The 23,367-nt window shown below is 70.5% G+C and carries 21 protein-coding genes; 2 read left to right on the top strand and 19 right to left on the bottom strand.

Annotation, left to right across the window (positions count from 1 at the left end):
• Window positions 1–41: 41 nt before the first annotated feature.
• The 17 genes from ACFUO4_RS17805 to ACFUO4_RS17725 form a co-directional block, all read right to left on the bottom strand.
• Window positions 42–839, bottom strand: a complete 798-nt coding sequence (locus tag ACFUO4_RS17805) for an HAD family acid phosphatase (RefSeq protein ID WP_383485380.1) — start codon at window positions 837–839, stop codon at window positions 42–44.
• A 109-nt stretch (window positions 840–948) separates the two neighbouring features.
• The gene (locus ACFUO4_RS17800; protein WP_383485376.1) at window positions 949–2,061 is read right to left on the bottom strand and encodes a chondroitinase-B domain-containing protein; all 1,113 of its coding nucleotides are present in this window, start codon (window positions 2,059–2,061) and stop codon (window positions 949–951) included.
• A 45-nt stretch (window positions 2,062–2,106) separates the two neighbouring features.
• Complete coding sequence (locus tag ACFUO4_RS17795) at window positions 2,107–3,135, bottom strand: pectinesterase family protein (protein ID WP_383485373.1); 1,029 nt, start codon at window positions 3,133–3,135, stop codon at window positions 2,107–2,109.
• A gap of 1 nt (window position 3,136) precedes the next feature.
• Complete coding sequence (locus ACFUO4_RS17790; protein ID WP_383485370.1) at window positions 3,137–4,264, bottom strand: pectinesterase family protein; 1,128 nt, start codon at window positions 4,262–4,264, stop codon at window positions 3,137–3,139.
• A gap of 269 nt (window positions 4,265–4,533) precedes the next feature.
• Window positions 4,534–5,865, bottom strand: coding sequence for a polysaccharide lyase family 1 protein (locus tag ACFUO4_RS17785; protein ID WP_383485367.1), 1,332 nt, complete (start codon window positions 5,863–5,865; stop codon window positions 4,534–4,536).
• Window positions 5,866–5,902: 37 nt separating this feature from the next.
• On the bottom strand, window positions 5,903–6,697 hold the full coding sequence (locus tag ACFUO4_RS17780) for a rhamnogalacturonan acetylesterase (protein WP_383485364.1): 795 nt from the start codon (window positions 6,695–6,697) through the stop codon (window positions 5,903–5,905).
• A gap of 124 nt (window positions 6,698–6,821) precedes the next feature.
• Window positions 6,822–8,165, bottom strand: coding sequence for an ABC transporter substrate-binding protein (locus tag ACFUO4_RS17775; RefSeq protein WP_383485361.1), 1,344 nt, complete (start codon window positions 8,163–8,165; stop codon window positions 6,822–6,824).
• Between the two features lie 108 nt (window positions 8,166–8,273).
• Window positions 8,274–9,779 carry a family 43 glycosylhydrolase gene (locus tag ACFUO4_RS17770; RefSeq protein WP_383485358.1) on the bottom strand — a complete coding sequence of 502 codons (1,506 nt, stop codon included), beginning with the start codon at window positions 9,777–9,779 and terminating at the stop codon, window positions 8,274–8,276.
• Window positions 9,776–10,621 carry a PmoA family protein gene (locus tag ACFUO4_RS17765; protein WP_383485355.1) on the bottom strand — a complete coding sequence of 282 codons (846 nt, stop codon included), beginning with the start codon at window positions 10,619–10,621 and terminating at the stop codon, window positions 9,776–9,778. Before ACFUO4_RS17765 ends, ACFUO4_RS17770 begins: the two co-directional genes overlap by 4 nt.
• Window positions 10,621–11,760 carry a Gfo/Idh/MocA family protein gene (locus ACFUO4_RS17760; RefSeq protein ID WP_383485351.1) on the bottom strand — a complete coding sequence of 380 codons (1,140 nt, stop codon included), beginning with the start codon at window positions 11,758–11,760 and terminating at the stop codon, window positions 10,621–10,623. The genes ACFUO4_RS17765 and ACFUO4_RS17760 overlap by 1 nt, the downstream gene beginning before the upstream one ends.
• 151 nt (window positions 11,761–11,911) lie before the next feature.
• Window positions 11,912–12,805 (bottom strand): carbohydrate ABC transporter permease, encoded by an 894-nt coding sequence (locus ACFUO4_RS17755; protein ID WP_079308257.1) that lies wholly within the window; start codon window positions 12,803–12,805, stop codon window positions 11,912–11,914.
• Window positions 12,802–13,734, bottom strand: a complete 933-nt coding sequence (locus tag ACFUO4_RS17750) for a carbohydrate ABC transporter permease (RefSeq protein WP_383485347.1) — start codon at window positions 13,732–13,734, stop codon at window positions 12,802–12,804. Before ACFUO4_RS17750 ends, ACFUO4_RS17755 begins: the two co-directional genes overlap by 4 nt.
• 84 nt (window positions 13,735–13,818) lie before the next feature.
• Window positions 13,819–15,549, bottom strand: coding sequence for an L-arabinonate dehydratase (gene araD / locus ACFUO4_RS17745; RefSeq protein WP_383485344.1), 1,731 nt, complete (start codon window positions 15,547–15,549; stop codon window positions 13,819–13,821).
• Window positions 15,546–16,454 (bottom strand): dihydrodipicolinate synthase family protein, encoded by a 909-nt coding sequence (locus ACFUO4_RS17740; RefSeq protein WP_383485342.1) that lies wholly within the window; start codon window positions 16,452–16,454, stop codon window positions 15,546–15,548. The genes araD and ACFUO4_RS17740 overlap by 4 nt, the downstream gene beginning before the upstream one ends.
• Window positions 16,451–17,119 carry a GntR family transcriptional regulator gene (locus ACFUO4_RS17735; RefSeq protein WP_079308261.1) on the bottom strand — a complete coding sequence of 223 codons (669 nt, stop codon included), beginning with the start codon at window positions 17,117–17,119 and terminating at the stop codon, window positions 16,451–16,453. Before ACFUO4_RS17735 ends, ACFUO4_RS17740 begins: the two co-directional genes overlap by 4 nt.
• Window positions 17,120–17,239: 120 nt before the next feature.
• On the bottom strand, window positions 17,240–18,001 hold the full coding sequence (locus tag ACFUO4_RS17730) for an MBL fold metallo-hydrolase (protein ID WP_079308262.1): 762 nt from the start codon (window positions 17,999–18,001) through the stop codon (window positions 17,240–17,242).
• A gap of 314 nt (window positions 18,002–18,315) precedes the next feature.
• Complete coding sequence (locus ACFUO4_RS17725; RefSeq protein ID WP_079308263.1) at window positions 18,316–18,906, bottom strand: TIGR03086 family metal-binding protein; 591 nt, start codon at window positions 18,904–18,906, stop codon at window positions 18,316–18,318.
• A 147-nt stretch (window positions 18,907–19,053) separates the two neighbouring features.
• On the opposite strand from ACFUO4_RS17725, the gene ACFUO4_RS17720 reads away from it, so the two are divergent.
• A complete protein-coding gene (locus tag ACFUO4_RS17720; protein ID WP_383485337.1) occupies window positions 19,054–20,301 on the top strand; it encodes an MFS transporter in 1,248 nt (415 codons plus the stop codon).
• Here ACFUO4_RS17720 and ACFUO4_RS17715 read toward each other — a convergent pair.
• Window positions 20,238–21,443, bottom strand: coding sequence for a hypothetical protein (locus ACFUO4_RS17715; RefSeq protein WP_383485334.1), 1,206 nt, complete (start codon window positions 21,441–21,443; stop codon window positions 20,238–20,240). The two genes, ACFUO4_RS17720 and ACFUO4_RS17715, sit on opposite strands and share 64 nt — an antisense overlap.
• Entirely contained in the window at window positions 21,440–22,381 is a 942-nt protein-coding gene (locus ACFUO4_RS17710; protein WP_079311730.1) for a 5-dehydro-4-deoxyglucarate dehydratase, read from the bottom strand. The genes ACFUO4_RS17715 and ACFUO4_RS17710 overlap by 4 nt, the downstream gene beginning before the upstream one ends.
• A gap of 172 nt (window positions 22,382–22,553) precedes the next feature.
• On the opposite strand from ACFUO4_RS17710, the gene ACFUO4_RS17705 reads away from it, so the two are divergent.
• Window positions 22,554–23,363 (top strand): NAD-dependent epimerase/dehydratase family protein, encoded by an 810-nt coding sequence (locus ACFUO4_RS17705; protein WP_383485331.1) that lies wholly within the window; start codon window positions 22,554–22,556, stop codon window positions 23,361–23,363.
• Window positions 23,364–23,367: the final 4 nt, after the last annotated feature.

The raw sequence follows: 23,367 nt of genomic DNA, 5'->3' as shown, positions 1-23,367 counted from the left end.
CCCGTCAGTGACGACTGACGGGGGCGTTTCCGATCGAGGGACTAGCTGACGAAGTACGTCGGGTTCGGCAGCTTGTAGGTGCGGTCGGCGTAGCCGCCGTCCAGGTCCGAGTACTGGTCGCCGAAGTTGGCGATGATCTCGTACCCGAGGTCGTCCTCGATGTGCTTGCGGGTGCCGCCCTTGTACTGGACGGTCGTGCAGGTCCAGGTGCCCGGCGTGGCGCAGGCGCTCAGGTAGGCCGGCGGGTTCGCCTTGTCCTTGAGGAACATGTGGTCGGCGTCGAGGTTCACATCGGCGCCGATCTTCTTCAGGTTCGCGACGGCGGCGTCGCGCTGCGCCTCGCTCAGACCGGAGTTGTAGAAGACCTCGACGCCCTTGGACTCGGCGTACTGGACCAGCTCGGCGCTGCCGAAGACACCCGGGCGGTCGGCCTTGTTCACGTAGTCGGCCCAAGTGGCCGAGTTGTACGTGTAGTTGTAGCGCTTCTCGTAGTCGAGGCTGAGCAGCAGCGTGTCGTCGATGTCGAAGACGACCGCGGGCTTCTCGCCCTTGTGGTGGGCCTTGCGGGCCGCCTGGTCTATGTACTTGCGGGCGGCCTTGTCGAGGACCGCGAGGTCCTTGGCGTACTGACTGTCCGGGGACGCCTGGTAGACACCGCTCGCGTCCGGCGTGGTGCCGTAGTAGGTGTCGATGTCCTTGACCAGGAGCCCGATGTTGTAGGGCTCGTGGGTGCTGTTCGCCGTCGACTGGCCGGCGGTGGCCGCACCGGCGCCGTAGAGGCCGGCGCCGGCGACGGCACACGCGGCGGCGATGGCCGCGATACGCAGTGGCTTATGCATGACAGAGTTCTACGCGCGTCACCGCGGCGGGCGCGAGACCCGTTGCCCGATCGATACCTCCTGCACAGGCAAAAAACGGGTCAAGCGCCCCGGTCGTGGGCAAGGGCCGTCAGTTCATGGTGGCGCCGATGGTCGTCGAGCCGGTCGTGAGGAACGTCGTCGCGGGCAGGGTGCCGCTAGAGCTGCGGGCGTTGTACGTCGTCGACGCGTCCGTCGAGCGGAAGGACGGGGTCGGGATCCCGGAGTCCCAGTTGTTGCCGGCCGAGGTGACGGAGGAGCCCTTGGTGACCAGGCCGCTGCCGTTGCCGACCGCGAGGTTCTTGCCGAGTTTGGCGGAGCCGGTGGCGAAGTAGTAGCCCCACTTGCCGTTGGCGTAGGCGGTGGTGCGGTTGATGACGATCGCGCCGGTGTTGGAGTTCTCGGTGAAGCCGTTGCCGGCGTTGCCCCACGCGGCCGAGTTGTTGACGACGTGCGCGACGACCTCGCCGTCGCCGCCCAGCTTGTAGCCGTTGCCGTCGCCGACGAACGCGGAGTCGGACCAGCGGTTGACGCCGTTGCCGAAGGACCAGGTGTGCTCGATGGTGACGGGCGAGGAGAAGGACCAGAAGTCGATGCCGTCGTCGCTGTTGTTGTAGAGACGGGCGCCGGTGATCAGGTTGCCGGTGCCCGAGCCGAACTTCACGGCGACCCCGTCGGCGTTCTCGCCGTGGTTCGCGGCGTCGTAGTTGCCGTAGGAGTCGATGTTCCTGACGGTGTTGTTCACGGTGCCGTCACCGGTGAGCGTGAAGCCGGAGTCGCCGCCGTTGATGGTCTTGATGTTGTTCCAGTTGGTGCCGGTGCAGGACTGGCAGACGACCGCGCTGTCCGGGGAGTTCTGGAAGGTGATGTTCGAGACGTTCCAGTAGTCCGCGGTGAGCTTGAGGATCCAGGAGCCGGACGGCAGCGAGGACCCGTCGATCTTCACGGTCTCGCTGCCGTACGCGGTGAGCTGGATCGGGCTCGACGCCGTGCCGTTGGCCGTGGACTGGAGGGTGGTGGTCGGGTGGTAGGTGCCGCCACGGACCTGGATGACGGTGCCGGCGGTGGCGTTCTTAAGGGCGTTGGACAGGTCGGTGGAGTTGGCGACGACGACCGTCGCGGCCTGTGCCTGGGCGGGGAGGACGGCGATGCCGGAGCCGAGGGCGAGGGCGGCCGTCGCGAGGAGGGCGGTACGACGAGACATGGGGTGCGGGTCCTTTCGTCGTGCGGTGGGGGAAGGGGTTTTCTCTCAGGAGCGGCCGTACGGCCTCCAGTCGCCGAGGTAGGTCGCCCTGGTGTGCACCGAGGCTTCCTCGGCGGTGAGTTGGGGCCTGTTCTCCGGGACCGTGATCAGCGCGCCCGGGCCGGAGTTGCGGTACTCCCGGAAGCGCATGGTCTGCCAGGGGTACTGCTCCCGCATGTCGGTGTACGGGGCGACCGGGTCGATGCCGGGTCCGATGCGGGTGCCCCGGACGACGAGGGACGGCCAGGCGGTCGTCTCGTACGACGGCACCCAGGGTCGCGCGAGCTTGTACGCCGCGTTCTCGGCCCCGGAGGTGATGCGGGAGCGGACGGCGAGGATGCCGTACGGGTTGGCGCGGGCGGTGGAGGGGGCGAAGACCATGCCCTTCGGGGTGAAGGTGACGTCCCGTTGCAGGGTGTGGAAGTGGCAGTCGTCGAAGACGGCGGTGGCGCGGCCGAAGACGAAGTCGACGTCGCCTTCGAGGTGGCAGCGGTGGAAGTACTGCCGGTCGAAGGAGGTCAGCGCGGTCGTCTCGACGAAGAGGGTGTCCTGGTGGGCGAGGAGCCGGACGTTCTCGAAGTGGGTGCGGTCGCCGTAGGTGCAGGCCGCCACCGCCTGGGTGCCGGTGATCTCGGGGTGGTCGGCGCGCAGCCAGTCGTTGGCGAGGGTGAGGTCGCGGACGGTCAGGCCGGGGGCCGCCGAAGTGAAGGTGGCGGAGCCCGCGGTGCCGTAGGTCGTCCCGTCGGGCTTCTTCGTGCCGTTGGCGTTGTCGTACACGATGACGGTGTCGCGCGGGTCGCGGGAAGCGCCGCGGATCGTCAACTCGGCCTTGTCGGCAGGCACGTTGACGACCTCGCGATACGTCCCCGGGTGCACGAGGACCGTCCAGCCGGGCCCGGCCACCGCGTCCACGGCGGCCTGGACGGAGTCGCCGGGCCGGACGTGCAGGACACGGCGGCCGGTGGCGAGGGCGTCCGCGGGGCCCACGGCCAGGAAGCTCGCCGTCAGGCCCGTCAGCAGGGTGCGTCGGCGCATGTCAGCACACCTCCTGCCACGGCCGCCAGTCACCGAGGTAGGCCTCGCGGGTCGCCGACTCGGCCTGCTCGTGAGTGAGTTGGGGGCTGTTCTCGGGGACGGTGATCTCGGCACCGGGACCGTAGTTGCGGTACTCGGCGAAGCGCTGGTTCTGCCACGGGTAGGAGGCGGACATGTTCGTGTACGGCGCGACCGCGTCGATGCCCGCGCCGAGGTGGGTGTTCCGCACGGTGAGGCTGGGCCGGGCGGTGGTGTCGGAGCTCGGCACCCAGGGGCGGGCCAGCTTGTAGGCGGCGTCCGGGGCCTCGCTGCTGATGCGGCTGCGCGTGACCAGGAAGCCGCGCGGGTTGGCGCCGGCCGTGGAGGGCGCGAAGACGAAGCCGTACGGGGCCGCGGCCAGGTCGGTGCGGTCCAGGGTGCGGAAGTGGCAGTGCTCGTAGACCGCGGTGGCCCGGCCGAAGACGAAGTCGACGTCGCCCTCGGTGTAGCAGTGGGAGAAGTACTGGCGGGCGAAGGCGGTCAGGGCGAGGGAGTCGGCGTACAGGGTGTCCTGGTGGCCGAGGAAGCGGCAGTGGTGGAAGGCGGAGCGGTCGCCCATGACCTTGAGGGCGACGGCCTGGGTGCCGGTGATGTCGGGGTGGTCGGCGCGCAGCCAGTCGTTGGCGAAGGTGATCCAGCGGGCGGTGAAACCGTCGGCCCTGAGGGTGGTGGTGGCCGAGCCGGTGGTGCCGTACGTTCCCGAGCCGTCGGGCTTCGGGGTGCCGGCCGCGTGGTCGTGGACGATGACGACGTCCCGGGGATCCTCCGAGGCGCCGATCCAGGTGGCCTCGGTGCGGGTGGCGTCGAGGCTGACGGTCTCCCGGTAGACGCCCGGCGCTATGACCAGGGTCCAGCCGCTGCCGGCGGTGGCGTCGACGGCGGCCTGGACGGTGGTGTGGTCGCCGCGGCCCCGGGTGTCGACGTAGAGCGTGTCCGGGGTCAGACGCCTGACCGGGGAGCCGAAGCGGCCGAAGGGCCGGGGGGCCGCGAGGGCCGGGGTGTGGGCGAGGGCGAGGGCGGCGGCCGCGCCGGTGCCGGCCGTCAGGAATCCCCTTCTGGACAAGGGGAGTTGAGGGTGGGGCGAGGACATGCGGGGGCTCCTTGGGAGTGCGGCTCGGCAGGGGTTTCCTCGCGTGCGGGTGCCGGGGCGGACGCGCTCGGGGTGTGAGCACGACGCGGTCCGCCCCGGCCGATCAGGTGGCGGGCACGGGCAGGCGCGGCCGACACGCGTCCGCCGGGCGGGCATCAGCAGCTGTCGCCGACACGCGTCCGCCGGGCGGGCACGAGCGGCTGCCGCCGACACGCGTCCGCCGGGCGGGCATCAGCAGCTGTCGCCGACACCCGCACACCGGGCAGGCGTCAGCAGGCGTTGCCGGCGCCCGCGTGGTGGTCGACGAGCGCCGGGACCGCCTTGACCGGGTCGACCTTGGTGCGCAGGGTGGGCGTCCAGCCGGCGCCGGACTCCAGGGTCTCGGCCGGGATCCCGGCGTTGTGGACCGCGATCAGATCGGTGACGACCCCGTTCACGGTGTTGTCGGCGGCGGTCAGCGGCGACACGTTCCACCGCTTGAGCACCTTGGCCGCGCTGATCCCCGCCGGCAGCGTGAACGCGTTGTGCTCGGCGACGAGTTGGGACTCCTTGCCGATGCCGAAGCTGTAGGCGTAGTGGTCGTTCGCCACGAAGTGGTTGTTGTACGAGTCGACCTGCCCGAAGCGGACCCGCGGGGCGCGCTCGACCAGGTTCGAGAACAGGTTGTGATGGAACGTCACCTTCAGGTGGCCCCGGTCGACCGCCGTGGTGGCGGCGCTGTCGCTGTTGCCGATGAGGATCGTCTTGTCGTGGTCGGCGAAGACGTTCCAGGAGGCGGTGACGTAGTCGGCCCCCTTGACGATGTCCAGCTCACCGTCGTGCTGCTGGTAGAGCATGCCGAAGTAGGTGGGCGCGGCGCTGTCGGGGTGGGAGCCGTCGGTGAAGGTGTTGTGGTCGATCCACACATGGGTGGAGCCGTAGACGACGGCGGTGTCGTACTCGGAGTTCCAGTTGCCCTTGTCGCCGTCGGTGGGGTCCCACTGCGGGAAGCAGTCGATCGGGCTCTCGAAGGTCAGGTTGCGGACGATGACGTTGTCGACGCCGGTGATCTGGAGGCTGGCGCCCTTGAAGCCCGCGTTCCTGCCGATGCCGACGATGGTGGTGTTGGCGGGGACGGCGGCCTTGATGACCTTGTTCTGGTTGGCGGCGGAGGCCGCCCGCAGCCCTTCCGGACTGCCGGCCGGCTCGCCCGACAGGTCGGTGTCGAGGCCCCAGACCTCGGGCGCGTACTTGGCGAGGTAGGCGTCGAAGTCGTACCCCTCGGCGGCGAAGGCGTCACAGCCCTCGGAGACGGCGTCGATGGTCCCCCTGACCTTGATGATCTTCGGCGCGTCGCCGTCGGCGGCGAGGGCGGCCTTGAACTCGGCCCAGGTGGAGACGGTGTGGACGTGGTCGGCGTCGGCCTGGGCACCGCCGGTGGTCCCGGTGCCGTACGAGGCCCAGCCGTCGTCCGCCGGCAGGGTCTGCCGCGCGAGGTCCCGTCCCTGCGCCTGGGCGCCGGGGCCGGTCACGGCGAGGACGAGGGCGGTGCAGCCGGCCACGGCGGCGGCGCGCGCCATCGAGATCGCTATGACATGCCCATGCCATTTCTGAGTGTTCATGGTGCGGCTCTCTTTTCAGGTCGGTGGGTCCGGACGGTTACGCGGTGGCCTCGGGCCAGGTGATCCAGGAGACGGGGATCTCGTCGTCCAGGCGGCGGACGTCCTGCGGACGCAGCACCCGGGTCCGCAACAGCTCCCGCACCACGAGCCGCGCCACCGCGATCGCGCCCGGCGGGTTGAAGTGCGTGTTGTCCTGTTCGGTCGCGGTCCAGTTGAAGTACGTCTTGGTCTCCTCGACCCCGAGCCGCTGCCACAGGGCGAGGGACAGCGCCTGGATGTCGAGCAGCGCCACGCCCTCCTCCTGGGCCAGCGCCCGCATCGCCGCCGGGTAGTCGCCGTGGGTCGGCAGGGCGTTGCCGGCCGCGTCGAACTTCCGCCGCTCGACGGAGGTGGCGAGCACGGGCCGGGCACCATGGGCGCGGGCGCCGTCGATGTACAGCCGCAGATGGTCCTGGTACGTCGTCCAGGGTTCGGTGTACCGGGTCGGGTCGGCGGACTTCTCGTCGTTGTGCCCGAACTGGACGAGGAGGAAGTCTCCGGGCCGAATGGCCGCGAGGATCGCATCGAGCCGGCCCTCATCCACGAAACTCTTCGAACTCCGCCCGTTCACCGCGTGATTGGCGACGGGCCGGTCCTTGTGCAGAAAGAAGGGAAGTGCCATGCCCCACCCGGTCTCGGGAGCGGCGTCGGCGTATTTCTGGGCGGCGGTGGAGTCACCGGCGATCCAGACGGTGCGATGACGGGAGGCGGCCTGAGCGGTACCGGTGGCCGCGAAAGCGAGGGGAACGGCGGCGAGGGCCGCGGAAGTGATCTGACGGCGACTGATGGACATGCGGTGCCTTTCTGCCCTGGGGGCGCGGGGCTGTATCCATGTGCGGCTCCGCCGCGCAGGCGCGACCGGCCACGACGAACCCCGCTCCCCCACGAACCAAAACCACCCGGGCTTCGGAAAAAGATCAGCCCTTCTGCGCATTCCACTCCGCCTGGGCGTCGTTCAACTGGTCGGCCAGCGTGTCCAGGAAGTCCTTCGCGCTCATCTTCCCGAGCAGCACCTTCTGGAAGTTCGGCTCGTTGTCGGCCTTGGAGATGGTCCCCCAGTCGGGCAGGTAGTACGGCAGCTGGACAATGGTGGTCGACCCGTCGGTCAGCGCGCCGGCGGCCAGCTTCGTGGGCTCGGCCTTCGAGATCCACGCGTCCTGGGCCGCCTCGGTGTTCGCCGGCACCTGCCCCGCGGACTCGTTGAACTTCGAGTTCGCCGCGTGCGAGACCGCGAACTCGATGAACTTCCAGGCCGCTTCCTTGTTCTTGGAGCTCTTGAACAGACCGATGCCGTCGACGGGGTTGGACACCTGCACGCGCTTGCCGGAAGGGCCGATCGGTTGCGGAATGCCACGGAACTTCCCGACGCCGAGCGACTTCACGTGGTCCTGGTAGGAGCCGAGGTTGTGGTTGAGCATTCCGATCGTGCCGGAATCCCACTGGGCGACCATCTTGGTGAAGTCGTTGTTGAGGTCGGCGGACGGGGTGTCCTTCTTGTAGAGCGCGGCGTACTTCTCCAGCGCCTCGACGTTCTTCGGGTCGTTGACCGTGGTCTTGTCCCCGTCCCAGAAGGACGTGATGCCGCTCTGCCCGTACATCGCGTCCAGCGCCTGGGCGATGGAGCCGGCGCCGCCGCGGATGGTGTAACCGAACTCGTTCTTCTTGGCGTTGGTCAGTTTCTCCGCGGCCTCGTAGAACTTGTCCCAGGTCGCCGGCTCGTCCAGGCCCGCTTTCTTGAACAGGTCGGTGCGGTAGTAGAGCACGCCGTTGTTCGCGGAGGTCGGTACGGAGTACAGCGTGTCGTCGACACCGCCGGCCGCCTTCATCGAGGTGAGCATGTCCTTGTTGAGCTTGCCGTCGAGGGAGGACGTGGCGAGCCGGTCGTCGACGGGCTCCAGCACCTTCTGGGCGGAGAAGCTGGCGATCATCGCCGCGCCGACTCCGCCGACGTCCGGCAGACCGCCGCCCTGGATGGCGGTCTCGACCTTGGACTGGTAGTCCGCGGCGGGGATGCCGACGTATTCGACGTCGATGTCCGGGTTGGCCTTCTCGAAGTCGGCGATGATCGCCTTCCAGGCGTCGGTGCGGACACCACCGTTGTTGTCCCAGAAGACGATCTTGCCCTTGCCGCTGCCTTCGTCGCCCTTGTCGCCGCCGGTGCCACTGCCGTCGTCACCGCAGGCGGTGACGGTCAGGGCGAGGACGGAACCCAGGGCGACCGCCACGGCGGCGTGCCTGCTTCTGCGGATGCTGATCTTCATGGGTCGGCTCTCTTCTTCTAAATCAGACACTTCTTTTCGACCGGGCCTTCCGGTCTCGGCAAGCGCTTGCCTCGGAGGTGCGTCATCGAGGCGTGCGTAGGAGGTGCGTTACAGAGAGGTGATCCTGAACCGCGTGAAAGCGGCCGCGCCCGCGTGACCGCCTCCGGTGGGCGCGAGGGCCACGAGGCCGAGCAGGGCGCCCACCCAGCGCCACGGGGTGGCGGCGAAGACGGGGCCCGAGGGGCGCGGGCCGTCGCCGGTGTCGTGGAGGAAGCGGCAGCGGGCGCCCGCGCCGATCTCGATCCGCAGCCGTACCCGCCCCTCGGGGGCGAAGCGCGGGCGGTCGGCGTCGCGTTCGCGCTCGGCGTTGCCCTCGGCGAACCGGTGCACGACCTGGACCGTGCCGTCGGCGCCGCGCTCCAGGCCGATCCAGCCGAACGCGTCCCCGAGCACCACCAGCCCGGCCCGCGCGCCCGGCTCCTCACTGTCGAGGCGGAGGTCGACCTCGACGGCGGACGGCGTGCCGGGCAGCCGCTGGGTGAGGACGTTCGGCAGTTTGCGCAGGTCGTGCGCGTCGGCCGAGCGGACGCAGGTCAGCCGGAGGCCGTCGGCGGAGTGCTGGGTGGCCCAGCCGTCCTCTGGGTTGGCGGTCCAGCTCCACTGGCGGCCGAAGCGTCCGCCGGGGAAGTCGTCGTCGGTGGCGGGCGCGGCCGGCGGCTGCGGCGGCAGTTCGGGCTTTCGGTGTACGGCGACGGGGGCGCCCTCGTCCCCGATCACCGGCCAGCCGTCCGCGCCCCAGCGCATCGGCTGGAGGTGGACGACCCTGCCGTAGGCGCCGCGCTGCTGGAAGTGCAGGAACCAGTCCTCACCGGACGGGGTACGGACCCAGCCGCCCTGGTGGGGGCCGTTGACGTCGGTGTCCTTCTGCTCCAGGACGATGCGCTCCTCGTACGGCCCGAAGAACCCGCGCGACCGGAAGGCGCCCTGCCAGCCGGTCTCCACTCCCCCGGCCGGGGCGAATATCCAGAACCAGCCGTCGTGCCGGTAGAGCTTGGGGCCTTCGAGGGTGAACCACCCCGGTATCCGGTCGCCGTCGACGATCACCTTGCCCTCGTCGAGGAGTTCGGTGCCGTCGGGACGCATGCGGTGGCCGGTGAGGCGGTTCTTGACGCCGGAGCGGGACTTGGCCCAGCCGTGCACGAGGTAGGCCTCGCCGGTCTCCTCGTCCCACAGGGGGCAGGCGTCGATGAGGCCCTTGCCCTCCTTCAGGAGGTGCGGGCGGCTCCAAGGGCCCCTGATCCCAGGGGCGTTGATCTGGAAGATGCCCTGGTCGGGGTCGCCCCAGAAGATCCAGAAGCGTTCGTCGTGGTACCTCAGGGACGGTGCCCAGACGCCGCAGTCGTGCCGCGGAGTCCTGAACTCGGCTGCGGGTTCCAGGCGTTCGAGGGCGTGGCCGACCAGGGTCCAGTGGACGAGGTCGCGGGAGTGCAGCAGCGGCAGGCCGGGGGCGCGGCCGAAGCTGGAGGCGGTGAGGTGGAAGTCGTCGCCGACGCGGACGACGTCCGGGTCGGACCAGTCGGCGTCGAGGATCGGGTTGGTGTAGGTCGCGGTCACCGGCTCACCGCCTTGCGGACGAGCGCGGCGGCGCCGTGCCGGTCGAGGCGGCCGTCGGCGACGACGGTGACGACCCGGCGTACGAGCGTGTCACCGGCGGCGATCGGCACCCGCTCGGTGTGCGCCAACGACGAGCCCACGCCCGGGTATTCGGCGGTGCGCACGAACCACGGGTCGCGGCGGGTCCGCTCGGTGGCCCCGGCGAGGACCAGCGTCCAGGTGGAGCCGACGAGGGCGAGCCAGTCGGCTCGCCGGCCGTGCACCTCGGACTCTCCCTCGGTGTCGGCGGTGAAGACGTCCGGCGCCCGCTCCTCCTTGCGGGCCCGCCAGAAGAATCCCCCGTACGCGGCTCCGGGGCGGCCGTTGGTGGCCGGGCTGCCGATCGAGAGCGGGCGGTCGGTGACGTTGGTGAGCGCGAACGTGAAGTCCAACGCCCAGGCGGTGTCGGTGAGTTCGGCGGCCGCCACGGTCCGGCGCTCGCGCAGCAGCTCGCCGCCCGCGGCGACCCAGCGCAGCTCCTCCACGAACCCGTCCGGGTCGCGCAGCTGGAACGCGGTGTGCCGCTGGGCGCCGTGGTTGTCGAGCTCGGTGGGGCCCTGGTCGCGGACGTAGGTACGGCCGCCCCAGAAGTTGTGCCCCTCGACGTCGGGAACGGCGACACCGACGCCGAGGTGGTGCGGGTGGTCGGCGGGGCTGAGCTCGGTGACAGCCGTGCCGGCCAGGGTGGTGACCGGGTGGAGGTAAGGGCGCGGCGAGAGCCGGGCGGGCAGCTCGGGCCGGGTGACACAGCGGCCGACCGGGCGGCCCGCCACACGCAGGACCGGGGTGTCATGGGGCGTCATCAGGTGCTCACCTCTCTCGGTGGCGCCCAGGGGACGCCCAGCTCGGAGAACAGGGCGAGGGTGTCGGCGGAGGCCGCGACCAGTCCGTCGACGCCGGGGACGACCCGGCGGTCGTCCACGAGGTGCCAGGCGTCGCGGGGCAGCGGGGCCGGGTCGGGGGCGGTGCGGATGGCTTCGACGACCTTCATGAAGGCACCGGTCTCGTCCGGCGGGACCAGCAGGTCGGTGCCGTCGGTGAGGTGGTCGACGAGGTTCTCCAGCAGGTCGGTGCTGCCGTACTCGAACTCCTCGGGGCCGTGGCCCGCGCGCTGGAGCAGGACGCGGGCCTGCTTGTACCAGAACGTGATGCGGCCGCGGCTGCCGTGCACGAGGACGTACGGGTCGCCCGGGTGCTCGGCGCACAGCGTCGCCGCGACGGTGACGGGGCGGCCCTGTGCCGTGGTGACGCGGACGCACGAGGTGTCGTCGGACTCGATGTCGTTGGCGCGCAACAGCTCGGTGCGGATGCCGGTGACGTCCTCGGCGCGTGTGGAGCCGCTCAGGGCGAGCCCGGTGGCGACGGCGTGCGCGAGCGGGTTGGTGAGCGCGCCGTCGATGACGTCGACGCCGTGCAGGCGCCGCTTGCCGGCCCAGGGGGCCCGCCGGTAGTAGGACTCCGGGCGGGCCCAGGCGCCCGCGCCGCCGATCCCGGAGATCTCCCCGATCGCCCCCTCGGCGATCAGCCGCCGGATCGCGGGCACGGCGTGCGAACCCAGCGACTGGAAGCCGATCTGGCAGACGACCCCGGCCGCGGCGACCCCGTCGGCCATCCGCCGGAACTCCGCGTACGACGGCGCCGGCGGCTTCTCCAGCAGGATGTGCGCACCACGCCGAGCCGCTTCCAGCGCCAGGTCCGTGTGGGTCGGGATCGGCGTGCAGATCACCGCGATCCGGGCGCCCGTGGCGTCGAGCAGGGCACCGAGGTCGGCGGACTGCTCGGGCGTGCCGAGCCCCTCCGGGAGCTCCGCGGCCTCCAGCGGGGTCAGCTCGCAGATGCCCGCGAGCCGCACGATCCCCTTGTCCTGGAGCCGGCGGATGTTCTCCAGGTGCCAGCGGCCGTGGCCGCGCGCGCCCGCCAGAACGATGTCTGCGGTGCTCATGGAAGCCTCCCTGCGCCCGCGCCGCGCGCCACCCGTCGGCCGGCCGTCACGGCGCTGTCGATCTTTGTGTGCAGGGTAGGCGCGCGGTCGAGGCCGTAGCCGTCCGTGGTGTGGTCGGCGCGGCTCGGACGGTCGGTGACACGAACCCTCATCAGCCCTTCACCGCCCCCGCGCTGAAGCCCGTGATCAGCCACTTCTGGATGAAGGCGAAGACGAGGACCACGGGTACGGCCGCGATGATGCCGCCCGCGGCGAGCGCGCCGAGGTCGACGCTGTCCGCGCCCATCAGGGTGTTGAGACCGACCGGGATGGTCTGTTTCTCGGGGTTGTTGAGGAACATCAGGGCGAACAGGAAGTGGTTCCAGGAGTGCACGAAGGCGAAGGAGCCGACGGCGATCAGACCGGGCCGCAGCAGGGGCAGTACGACGATCCGGAACGCGGTGAGGCGGTTGCAGCCGTCCACCCAGGCCGCCTCTTCCAGGGAAGGGGGCACGTTCTTGATGAAGTTGCTGATCAGGATGATCGACAGCGGCAGCTGGAAGACCGTCTCGGCGATGATCACACTGCCCAGCGAGTTGATCATCTGGATCTTGGCGAAGATCTCGAACAACGGCACCAGCAGCAGTGCGCCCGGCACGAACTGGGAGCACAGCAGACCCAGCATGAACGCCCGCTTGATCCTGAAGTCGAACCGCGCGAGGGCGTAGCCGCCGGCCAGCGCGACCAGGGTCGTCAGGACCAGGGTGGCGACACCGACGAGGACGCTGTTCTGGAAGTAGGTGCCGAACTCACGCTCCGTCCACACCTTCTCGAAGTGGTCGAGGGTCATGGGCCAGGGCACGAGTGAGGTCGACCCGGTCGGGCGGAGCGCGAAGAGCAGGATCCAGTAGAACGGGATGAGGGTGAAGAGCAGGTAGACCGACAGCGGGAGGTAGATCTGCCAGCGGGGCACGTCGTCCCAGGCGCGCTGGCCGGCCTTGGGGCGGACCGGCGGCGGGGACGTACGGACCTCGGGCACGACCGGGGTGGCTTCCTTGATGCTCACTTCTCGCCTCCGAACTTGCTCAGGCGCAGATAGACCATCGAGCAGAAGAGAAGGATCACGAACGCCACCGTCGTCAGGGCGGACGCATAGCCGAAGTTGTGGGCGTCCACGCTGGTGTTGGCGATGTAGAGCGGCAGGGTCGTCGTCTCGCCGGCGGGGCCGCCGCCGGTGAGGGTGTAGAGCAGGTCGACGTTGTTGAACTCCCAGACCGCGCGCAAAAGCGTGGACAGCACGATCGCGTCCTTCAGGTGCGGCAGCGTGATGTGCCAGAACTGCTTGAGGCGGCTTGCCCCGTCGACCTCGGCGGCCTCGTACAGGTCCTTCGACACGGACTGGAGGTCGGCGAGGATGAGGATCGCGAAGAAGGGCACCCCGCGCCACAGGTCGGCGACGATCGCCGCCGGGAACACGGTCGAGGTGTCCGACAGCCAGCTCGTGCCGTACGAACCGATGCCCAGGTCGGCGAGGTAACGGGTGATCCCGGTCTGGGAGTTGTAGAGCAGCACCCAGATCGCGGAGGTCAGCACACCGGAGACGGCCCACGGCGAGAAGACCATGGCACGGCCGAGCGCCCGCCCGACGAAGGTCTGGTTGACGATGAGCGCCAGCGCGAGACCGAACAGCAGCTGGAGGCCGACCTCGACGAAGACCCACTTGGCGCTGAAGGCCAGCGTGTCCCAGAAGGCCGGGTCGTCGGTGAAGATCTTCGTGAAGTTGTCGAAGCCCGCGTAGCCGTTGCGCCACGGCTTGGTCGGGTTGTAGTTCTGCAGGCTGTAGTAGAAGACGCTGATCACCGGATAGGCGATGAAGCCCAGCATGAGCAGGGCCGCCGGTGCGATCAGCAGGTAGGGCAGCCTGCGCGGGGCGGCGGAGGCACGGCGCCGCCGGGGTGGCGCGGGCGGTTTCGCCACGGCTGCGGCTTGGGCCATGACTGTTCTCCGATCGGTTCGGTACGTCGTACGGGAAGCGCTTTCTCCTGGTGCAGGGCTGTGCGAAGTCCGAAGTGCTCGGGTTCAGCCCGCGTACGGGTCCTGCACGGTGCCCTTCCGGGCGAGGAACTCGAAGTCACAGCCGGTGTCGGCCTGCGTGATCTGCTCGTTGTAGAACGCGCCGTAGCCACGCTCGTAGCGCACGGGCGGCGGCGTCCACGCGGCCCGTCGCCGCGCCAACTCCCCCTCTTCCACATGGAGATGGAGGGAGCGTGCCTCGACGTCCAGAGTGATCAGGTCCCCGCTGCGCACGAGGGCGAGCGGCCCGCCGACGTACGACTCGGGCGCCACGTGCAGCACGCAGGCACCGTAACTCGTGCCGCTCATACGGGCGTCGGAGATCCGGACCATGTCCCGCACCCCCTGCTTGAGCAGATGGCCGGGGATGGGCAGCATGCCGTACTCGGGCATGCCGGGACCGCCCTTGGGCCCGGAGTTGCGCAGCACGAGCACACTGTCGGCGGTGATGTTCAGCGCGGGATCGTCAATGGTCCGCTGCATGGTCCTGTAGTCGTCGAAGACGACCGCGGGACCGGTGTGCTTGAGCAGGTGCGGCTCGGCGGAGATGTGCTTGACGACCGCGCCGTCCGGGCAGAGGTTGCCGCGCAGCACGGCGACGCCGCCCTCGCTCGCGACCGGGTTCTCACGATCACGGATGACGTCGTCGTTGTGGACGACGGCACCCTCCAACTGGCCGCCCAGTGTGCCGTTGACGGTCGGCCGGTCCAGGTGGAGCAGGTCGGTGATCCGCGACAGGAAGCCGGGCAGGCCGCCGGCGAAGTAGAAGTCCTCCATGAGGTACGTCCGGCCACCGGGCCGCACGTCGGCCAGCACCGGGACGGTACGGGCGATGCGGTCGAAGTCGTCGAGGGTGAGCTTGATGCCCGCCCGCCCCGCCATGGCGATGAGGTGAATGACGGCATTGGTCGAACCGCCCAGCCCGAGCACGGTGGTGACGGCATCCTCGAAGGCCGCACGGCTGAGGATCTCGGACGGCTTCAGCGCGGTCCAGGCGAGCTCCACGGCCCGGCGCCCGGAGGCGGCGGCCATCCGCTCGTGCCCGGAGTCGACGGCAGGGATCGAGGAGGCGCCCGGCAGGGTCATGCCCAGGGCTTCCGCCGCCGCCGTCATCGTGGACGCGGTCCCCATGGTCATGCAATGACCGGGAGACCGGGCCAACCCGCCCTGCAGTTCCCGGAGTTCGCAGTCGGTCAGACGGCCGGCCCGGTGCTCGTCCCAGTACTTCCACATGTCGGTACCGGACCCGAGGGTCTCCCCCCGCCAGTGCCCGGGCAGCATGGGCCCGGCAGGAACGAAGATTGACGGCACGTCAGCCGACGCGGCACCCATGAGCAAGGCCGGCGTCGACTTGTCGCAACCACCCAGCAGCACGGCCGCGTCGATCGGATACGACCGCAGCAGTTCCTCGGTCTCCATGGCAAGCAGGTTGCGATAGAGCATGGGGGTCGGCTTCTGGTAGGTCTCCGAAAGAGTGGAGACCGGAAACTCGAGCGGAAACCCCCCGGCCTGCCACACCCCCCGTTTGACCGCCTCCGCCCGCTCCCGCAGATGCACATGGCAGGGGTTGATGTCGGACCAGGTGTTGAGAACGGCGACGACCGGACGGCCCCGGTACTCCTCCGCCTCGTAACCGAGCTGCCGCATCCGGGCGTTGTGCGACCAGGTGCGCAACTGCCCTTCGGTGCCGTACCACTGATGGCTGCGGAGCTCCTCCGCACTCAGTCGCTCTCTCATATCGACCACCTGGCGGCGATGGCGGCGACCTCGTCCCGCTCGCCCTCGGGCAGCACCTTGCTCGGCGGCCGGACATCGCGACGGCACAACCCCAGAGAGGCGAGAGCCTCCTTGACGACGGTGACGTTGTCGGCGGAGCCGTTGGCCGCGCGGAGTTCCTCGAAGCGCCGGATCTGCTCCCAGACCTTCATGGCCCCCGGATAGTCACCGGATCGAAGCGCTTCGATCATGTTCAGCGAAACGGCCGGAGCGACGTTCACGAGCCCCGAGGTGAACCCGCTGGCCCCCGCCGAGAAGTACGAGGGGGCATAAGGCTCGGCCAGCCCCGCGACCCAGACGAACCGATCGAGCCCCGCGTCCCGGGCGAAGCCGGCGAACTTGGCCGCGTCCGGAACGGCGTACTTCACACCGATGACATTCGGACAGAGATCGGCCAGCTCGGCCAGCCGCACACCACTCAGCTGCGCATTACGGATGTACGGCACGACCCCCAGCTCGGGGACGGCCTCGGCGATGGCGCGGTGGTAGTCGACCCAGCCGCCCTGGGAGACGTACGGGTGGACGGGCTGATGGACCATCACCATGGCAGCGCCCAGCTGCCGGGCGTGACGCGCGGCGGCGACAGCGGTGGGCACGTCATGACCGACACCGACAAGGATCGCGGCACGCTCACCGGCCTCGTCGATCGTCACCTCGGTGACGAGCTGCCGCTCCTCCGGAGCCAGGGCATAGAACTCGCCGGTGTTCCCGTTGGGGGTGAGCGTTCCGATCCCCCCGTCGAGCAGCCGACGCAGCAGGGCCCGGTGGGCGTCCTGATCGACGGAGCCGTCCTCGGCGAAGGGTGTCACCGGGATGGCGACCACGTCGGCCAGGGCGGCCCGCTGGCTCTCGAACGTCGCTGTCATGCCGGACCGTCCTCTCCCTGGACCTCGGACGCGGCGTCCGGGAAGGCCCGTTGCACGAACGAGGCGATGTGCGCGTGGAGGGCGCGGGCGGCGCCGTCGGCGTCACCGTCGAGGGCGAGCCGCAGGATCTCGCGGTGCTCACCGGCCTCCCGCTCCCAGGAGGGCGAGGCCGCCCAGGCGACGGCGGAGACGAGGGCCGCCTGATCACGGACCTCGTCGAGCATGCGGCCCAGCAGCGGGTTGCCGCACGGCAGATACAGGGCGCGGTGGAACTCCCGGTTGGCCAGCGACCGCTCGGCGGCGTCGGTGGCCTGGTCAGCGCGGGTCAACGCGTCCCGGGCCTCGTCCAGGGAAGCCCCTCTCCTGACGGCCCGCTTCAGCGCCTCGGGTTCGAGGAGCAGCCGGACGTCGTAGACCTCGCGCGCCATGTCCGCGTCCACCATGCGCACCGTGACGCCCTTGTACTGGCTCATCACGACGAGTCCGGTACCGGCGAGGGTCTTGAGCGCCTCGCGCACCGGGGTCTTGGAGACCCCGAACTGCGCGGCGAGGTCGGTCTCGACCAGCGCCTGCCCGGGCGTCAACTGCCCGGTGAGGATGCGGTGTTTGATCGCGTCCAGCACGAACTGCGTGCGGGACGGGATCGGCGTGGGCACAGAGGTCATGCGCGCCTCTCGGATATCTGATCTCGCGTCTCATATATGACGTACGAAGTACGACGCGTTGAAGGTAGGAGGGGGCAACGCCTTCGTCAATGCTTCTGACAAAGGAAGTCGAGACCACGGTCACACGACGTGGATCGCACCCACCCGGGCGGCGACGGTGGGCCCCGCGAAGACGGCGGCGGCACGGGCCGTGGCGGCCTCGGGGGTGAGCGTGGGCCCCACGTGCGTGACGACCAACTGCCGCACCCGGGCGGCCCGGGCGACGCGCCCGGCGTCCTCGGGTGTCAGATGCACCTGCCCGCCGCCTTCGCTTTCGCGATGCGTGTCGATGTCGGCCTCACAGAGGAACAGATCGGCGTCACGGGCGAGTTCACCGAGAGCAGGGCAGGGCCCGCTGTCCCCGGAGTACGCGAGAACCCGCCCGCCGGCCTCGGCCCGCAGCCCGTAGGCCTCGACGTCATGCCGCACCTCATGGGCGAAGAGCGCCAGTTCACCGTGCCGGACGACATGCCCCTCGTAAAGCCGCCGGAAGTCGAGAACCCCGCTCAGGAAACCGACGTCCGCCCGCCCGAAGAACCCGGCGATCCGCTGGGCGCACCCCTCGGGGGCGTACACCGGAAGGGGCGCGGCGGGCGTGAGCCCCCCGTACGCCAGGCCATACACGGCCGCCAGCAGATCGGCGCTGTGATCGGCGTGCAGATGCGAGATCCAGATGGCATCGAGCCGCGCCGGATCAGTGTGCCGCCGCAATTCAGCGAAGCTCCCGAAGCCGGCGTCCACCCACACCTCGGCCCCACCACCGCGCACCAGATAGCCGGAGCAGGGGGTGTCGGGTCCGGGGTGCGGGGAGGCGGTGCCGAGCACGGTGAGGCTGAGAGACATGCGGGGAGGGTAGGCAGGAACGCATCCGGGCGCCGCTCATTTAGTGCGCCGAGGAGACTGCCACGACGGCCGTCGCTCGACTGCGGGCACGTCGTGGCTGGTCGCGCAGTTCCCCGCGCCCCTGGGGTGTTGGCCCCGACGTACCTGTAGCCGGGTACGGCGGGAAGGGGACGTGTCGGGGGGTGTCCGCCCGCAGCGGTTGGCGCGTCAACACGGGCGCCCTCTAAAAGTGACCGATTCCGCGCCGTTCCGAGGACGGACACCCCCCGGCGCGGCCCCGACCCCCAACGCACCGAACCACGCACAACACGACCTCAGGACGGCGTCCACCCCGGCGTCCGCCCACTCAGCCCGACCGCCCGCTCCAACAACTGCGCATCGTCCGCAACCGGCACCACCGGCCCGAAGATGCCGCCACCCCGACTCGGGTCCTCCGCGGCAGCCAGCAGGAACCCGTACGTCGCCTGAAGCGCGGCAGGGTCGGGCTCGTACCGCTGCCCGGTCGCGACGGCCAGATCCCAGCCGTGGATCACCAGCTCATCGACCGCGACGGCGCCACCGACCTCCCCCGGCAGATCGACCCCACCGGCCCGGGTCATCCCGGTCCAGGCAGCCGGGTCGCGCCAGGCGTCCGCGAGCTCGGCCAGCACCTTGGGCAACTCCTCGCGCCAGCCGGGACCGACGTCCGGAACGCTCGCGGTCGGCGGGGTGTCGGTCGTGGCGCCGAGATCCTTACGCGCAGCATCACGGAACGCAACGGACAGGCCGAGCAGATGGCCCAGCAGATTGCGGACCGCGTACTCAGGACACGGCGTCCCGCCGGCGAGCTGCTCATCGCTCACCGCCTCCGCAAGGCGCGCCACCACACGGGTCTGCGGTCCGAGATCCAGGGGTGCGTCAGTCATTGGTCTCTCCTCAGGGGGTCGTCTGGAGGGTGGACCGCCCTCGCCCCCGAAACTCATCGCCGCCCCGGCGATCCGCTCTCCCCGAGTCGCTTTCTAAGGCACCTTCCCCATCCCCGAGCCCCCTCCTTAGCGCCACGATCAACAGGCATGACACCCCGGTCAACCCCTCCCCGCCCCCTCCTCCACGACCACAACGCCCGCCTCTACCTCACCGCGGTCATCGTCTCCGGCTTCGGCACCTCCGCCCTCTGGCTGGCCTCAGGCGTCTGGGTCAAGGACCTCACCGGCTCGAACGGCCTCGCCGCCCTGTGCATGCTCACCATGTGGACCCCCACCCTGGCCGGCCCCGTCCTCGGCACACTCGCCGACCGCACCCGCCGCAAACCCCTGCTCATCGGGGCGAATCTACTGCTGGCCACCCTCCTGCTCACTCTGGTCACCGTCGACTCCCCGAACACCGTGTGGCTCCTCTTCACGGTGCTCTTCGTGTACGGCGCGACCGGCGTCGTCCACGACGCCGCCGAGTCCGCCCTGGTCGCCACGGCGGTCGACCACACCCTCCTCGGCGACTTCAACGGCCTGCGCATGTCGGCGGCGGAGGGCATGAAACTCCTGGCCCCTCTCGCAGGGGCAGGCCTCTACGCGGCGTACGGCGGACCCGCCGTCGCCCTCCTCGACGCCGCCACGTTCCTGGCCGCGGCCGCCCTGTACACCCGCCTCCGCGTCCGTGAACCCGCCCCCCACTCCGAGCCGCAACCCCCCGACCTCACCTGGCGCGCCCGGACCACCGAAGGCGCCCGCCACCTCTGGCGGCACCCCCGACTGCGCCCCCTCGTCCTGGCCGGCGGCACCGCCATGCTCTTCGCGGGCCTCAACGGCGCACTGATCTACGCCGTCGTCGACGCCCTCGGCCACTCCCCCGCGTACACCGGTGTCCTGTACGCCGTGCAAGGCGCCGGTTCCCTGACGGTCGGCCTGCTCTCCGGCCCCGCGCTGCGGCGCCTCGGCGAACGCCGGTTCGCGGCGTACGGCATCGCCCTGACGGCTGTCGCGGCGGGCCTGCGCGCGATACCGGCCGACCCGCTGGCGCTGGCATGCAGCGCGGCGATCGGCCTGGGCCTGCCGTGCGTGCTGATCACCGTGCTCACGGCCGTACAGCGGGAGACCCCGAACGCCCTGCTCGGCCGTACCGTCGCCACGGCCAACACCTTGGTGTTCGCACCGAACGTCCTCGGCCTGGCCGCGGGCGCGGCACTGGTCGAACTGGTCGGGCTACGGCTGCTGTTGCCCGTCCTGACTGTGCTGTGGCTGACGACCGCCCTCCCCCTGCTTCACACCCCGGCGAGCGCCGACCGCACCGCCTCCAGATCCGCGTCCGACGCCAACCCGGCGTGATACAGCCGCAGTTCCGTCGCCCCGAGCGCACGCGCGCGTGCCGCGTCCGAGGCGAGCGTGCCGGGGCTGCCGCCCATGCCGGAGACGATGGTGAAGTTGGCGGCGATGACCGACCCACCGGCCACCCCGGCCACCCCGGCCACTCCACTCGCCCCGGTCACCCCGGCCACCTCGGCAAACGGAGCCAGCAGGCCCGTCCCGCCCGCGCAGGGCACGACCACCCCGTCCGCGACGGACAGAATGTGCGCGGGGTCCACGCCGGCGTTGGCGCCCACGTGGTACGAGACCGGGTCGGCATGGAGCAGGATCTGGAACCCCGCCGGAGCGGCCCCGCGCACCGCCGTCACCGCCGCCTCCTGGAGCGTGCGGGCGGTCTCGTCCCGCCACGCGCGGGTGGCGCCCGCCATCGAGGCGCCCAGGAGTTTCTCCACTGCGGCCCAGCCCCCGTCGGAGGACGCCCCCCGCCACACCGGCTCCAGGGCGGCGCGGACGACGCCCGCCAGCTCGTCGGCGTCGACGCCCTGGGCGCCGTATCCCTCCCGGCAGGTGGGGCAGAAGCAGAGCGCCATCAGGTACAGGCCCGCGTCGCCGAGGCCGACGCCGCCGGTCTTGTCGTGGGCGTGCAGATGCTGGAGGCCGTACCAGCCGAGGGACTCCAGTTCGGTGCCGCGGGCGCCCGGCCGTACCGCCGCCTCGGCGGCCAGGTCGACGAGGTACGCGCGCGTGGCGGGCTGGGCGATGCACGGGGCCCAGGGGTAGCGGTCGCCGTAGGCGTTGACGACGGAGGTGTCCGGATGCTCGGCGCCCAGCCGGGAGTTGTGCGCGAGGACCACCCAGGTGTGCACGTCCAGACCGGCGTCGGTGAGCGCGGCGGCCGCCTCGCCGAAGGCGTCGCCGGGCGCCCAGTCGCCGGCCGCGTAGGGGCGCAACTCCCGTCCCTGCCAACGGTCGTCGGTGGGGTAGAGGACGGCCGCGTGCTCGGCGGTGACGATGCGGTGGCGCGGGTGCCGTGGGGTCAGCGCGCGCGTGGAGTGGTAGGCGGAGGCGAGCGTCACCTGCTGGACGCCGGTGGCCGCGATGGTTGCGGCGGCCCGGGGATCTCCGTTGACGTCCCAGGGGTAGACGAATGTCGACGCCTTCACTTGCCCTCCTCCAGCAGCGCGTAGCCGCGTTCGATGATCTGCGCGAGCCGCTTCACATGGTCCTCGGTGGGCTCGTGCAGCGGGGGCCTGACCTCCCCCACGTCGAGCCCGCGCAGCCGTACCCCCGCCTTCACCAGCGCGACGGCGTACCCGCGGCCCTGCGCGCGCAGCTCGACGAACGGACGGTAGAAGCCGTCGAGGAGCCGCTGCGCCATCCCCGAATCCCCGGCTTCCAGGGCCCCGTGGAAGGCGAGGGCGATCTCGGGCGCGAAGCAGAACACGGCGGAGGAGTAAAGGGGCACCCCGACGGCGCGGTAGGCGAGCTGGGTCTGCTCGGCGGTCGGCAGTCCGTTGAAGTAGAGGAAGTCGCCCGGGACTTCACTGCGTACGGCACTCACGATCCGCTGCATCAGGTCGAGGTCGCCGAGCCCGTCCTTGAGCCCGACGATCCCTTGCGTACGGGCCAGTTCGACGACGGTCTCCGGGGTGAACACGGCGTTGTCGCGCTGGTAGACGACGACGGGCAGCGCGGTGGCGGCGGCGATCTCCCGGTAGTGCCGCAGCAGCCCCTGCTGCCCGGCGATCACCAGGTAGGGCGGCAGGGCGAGCAGCCCGTCCGCGCCGGCCGTCTCGGCGAGCCGCGCGTACCGCACGGCGAGCGCGGTGCCGTACCCGGCGCCCGCGACGACCGGCACCCGTCCCTCGGTGGCCTCGACCGCGGCCCGTACGCACGCCTCGAACTCCTCGGGCGTGAGCGCGTGGAACTCCCCGGTGCCGCAGCAGGCGAACACGGCGGCGGCTCCCGCTTCGACGCCCTGGCGCACATGCGCGCGGTAGGTGTCGAGGTCGACGGCGCCGTCGGGGCCGTAGGCGGTGACGGGGAAGAACAGCGGCCCGCTGGGGATGCCGAGGCGAGCGGTGAGGTCGGCAGGCGTCACGGGCACTCCCTGGAACGAGAAACGGCGGCGTCGGACAAGAGAAATCAACGTACGCGATTCTGATCGAAGTTTATGTTCATGAACACGAGGCGCACTACCCTTGACGCGACGAGCCGGTGATCCTTAGCTTGTCCACGAATGTGAATACGGTCCACTCCAAGGAGAGCCGAGCATGCCCGCGCCCCGCACTGTTCTGCTCACCGGCGCCGCCGGCGGCCTCGGCACCCTGATGCGAGACCTGCTCCCTTCCTATGGCTACGACCTGCGCCTGCTCGACCTGCGCCCGATCGAGGGCGCACCGGACGCGATCGTCGCGGACCTCGCCGACAGGGACGCGCTCCGCGAGGCCGTCCGGGGCGTCGACGCGATCATCCACCTCGCGGGCATCTCGCTGGAAGCGTCCTTCGACAAGATCCTCAAGGCGAACATCGAGGGCACCTACAACCTCTACGAGGCCGCCCGTGAGGAGGGCGTCCCGCGCATCGTCTTCGCCTCCTCCAACCACGCGGTCGGCTTCACCCCCCGCCCCGAGGGAGACGACCCGCTCATCCCCGTCGACACCCCGCGCCGCCCCGACACCTTCTACGGCCTGTCCAAGTCCTTCGGCGAGGACCTCGCGCAGCTGTACTGGGACAAGTACGGCCTGGAGACGGTCTCGGTCCGCATCGGCTCCTGCTTCGCCGAGCCCACCAGCGTGCGGATGCTCTCGGTCTGGATGAGCCCGGCCGACGGCGCCCGTCTCCTGCACGCGGCCCTGACCGCCGAGGACGTCAAGCACACCGTCGTCTACGGCTCTTCCGCCAACACCCGCCTGTGGTGGGACCTGACCACGGCCCGCGCCCTCGGCTACGACCCCCAGGACGACTCCGAGCCGTACGCCGAGAAGCTGATCGCCGAACAGGGCGACCTGGACCCGGACAACATCGCCCACGCCTATCTGGGCGGCCACTTCGTGAGCGACCCGCCGATCTGGCCGTACTAGTTCG

The organism is Streptomyces sp. NPDC057280, assembly GCF_042668605.1.
In the GTDB taxonomy this organism is placed as follows: Bacteria; Actinomycetota; Actinomycetes; order Streptomycetales; family Streptomycetaceae; genus Streptomyces.
This window is presented reverse-complemented; position numbering and strand designations above follow the sequence as displayed.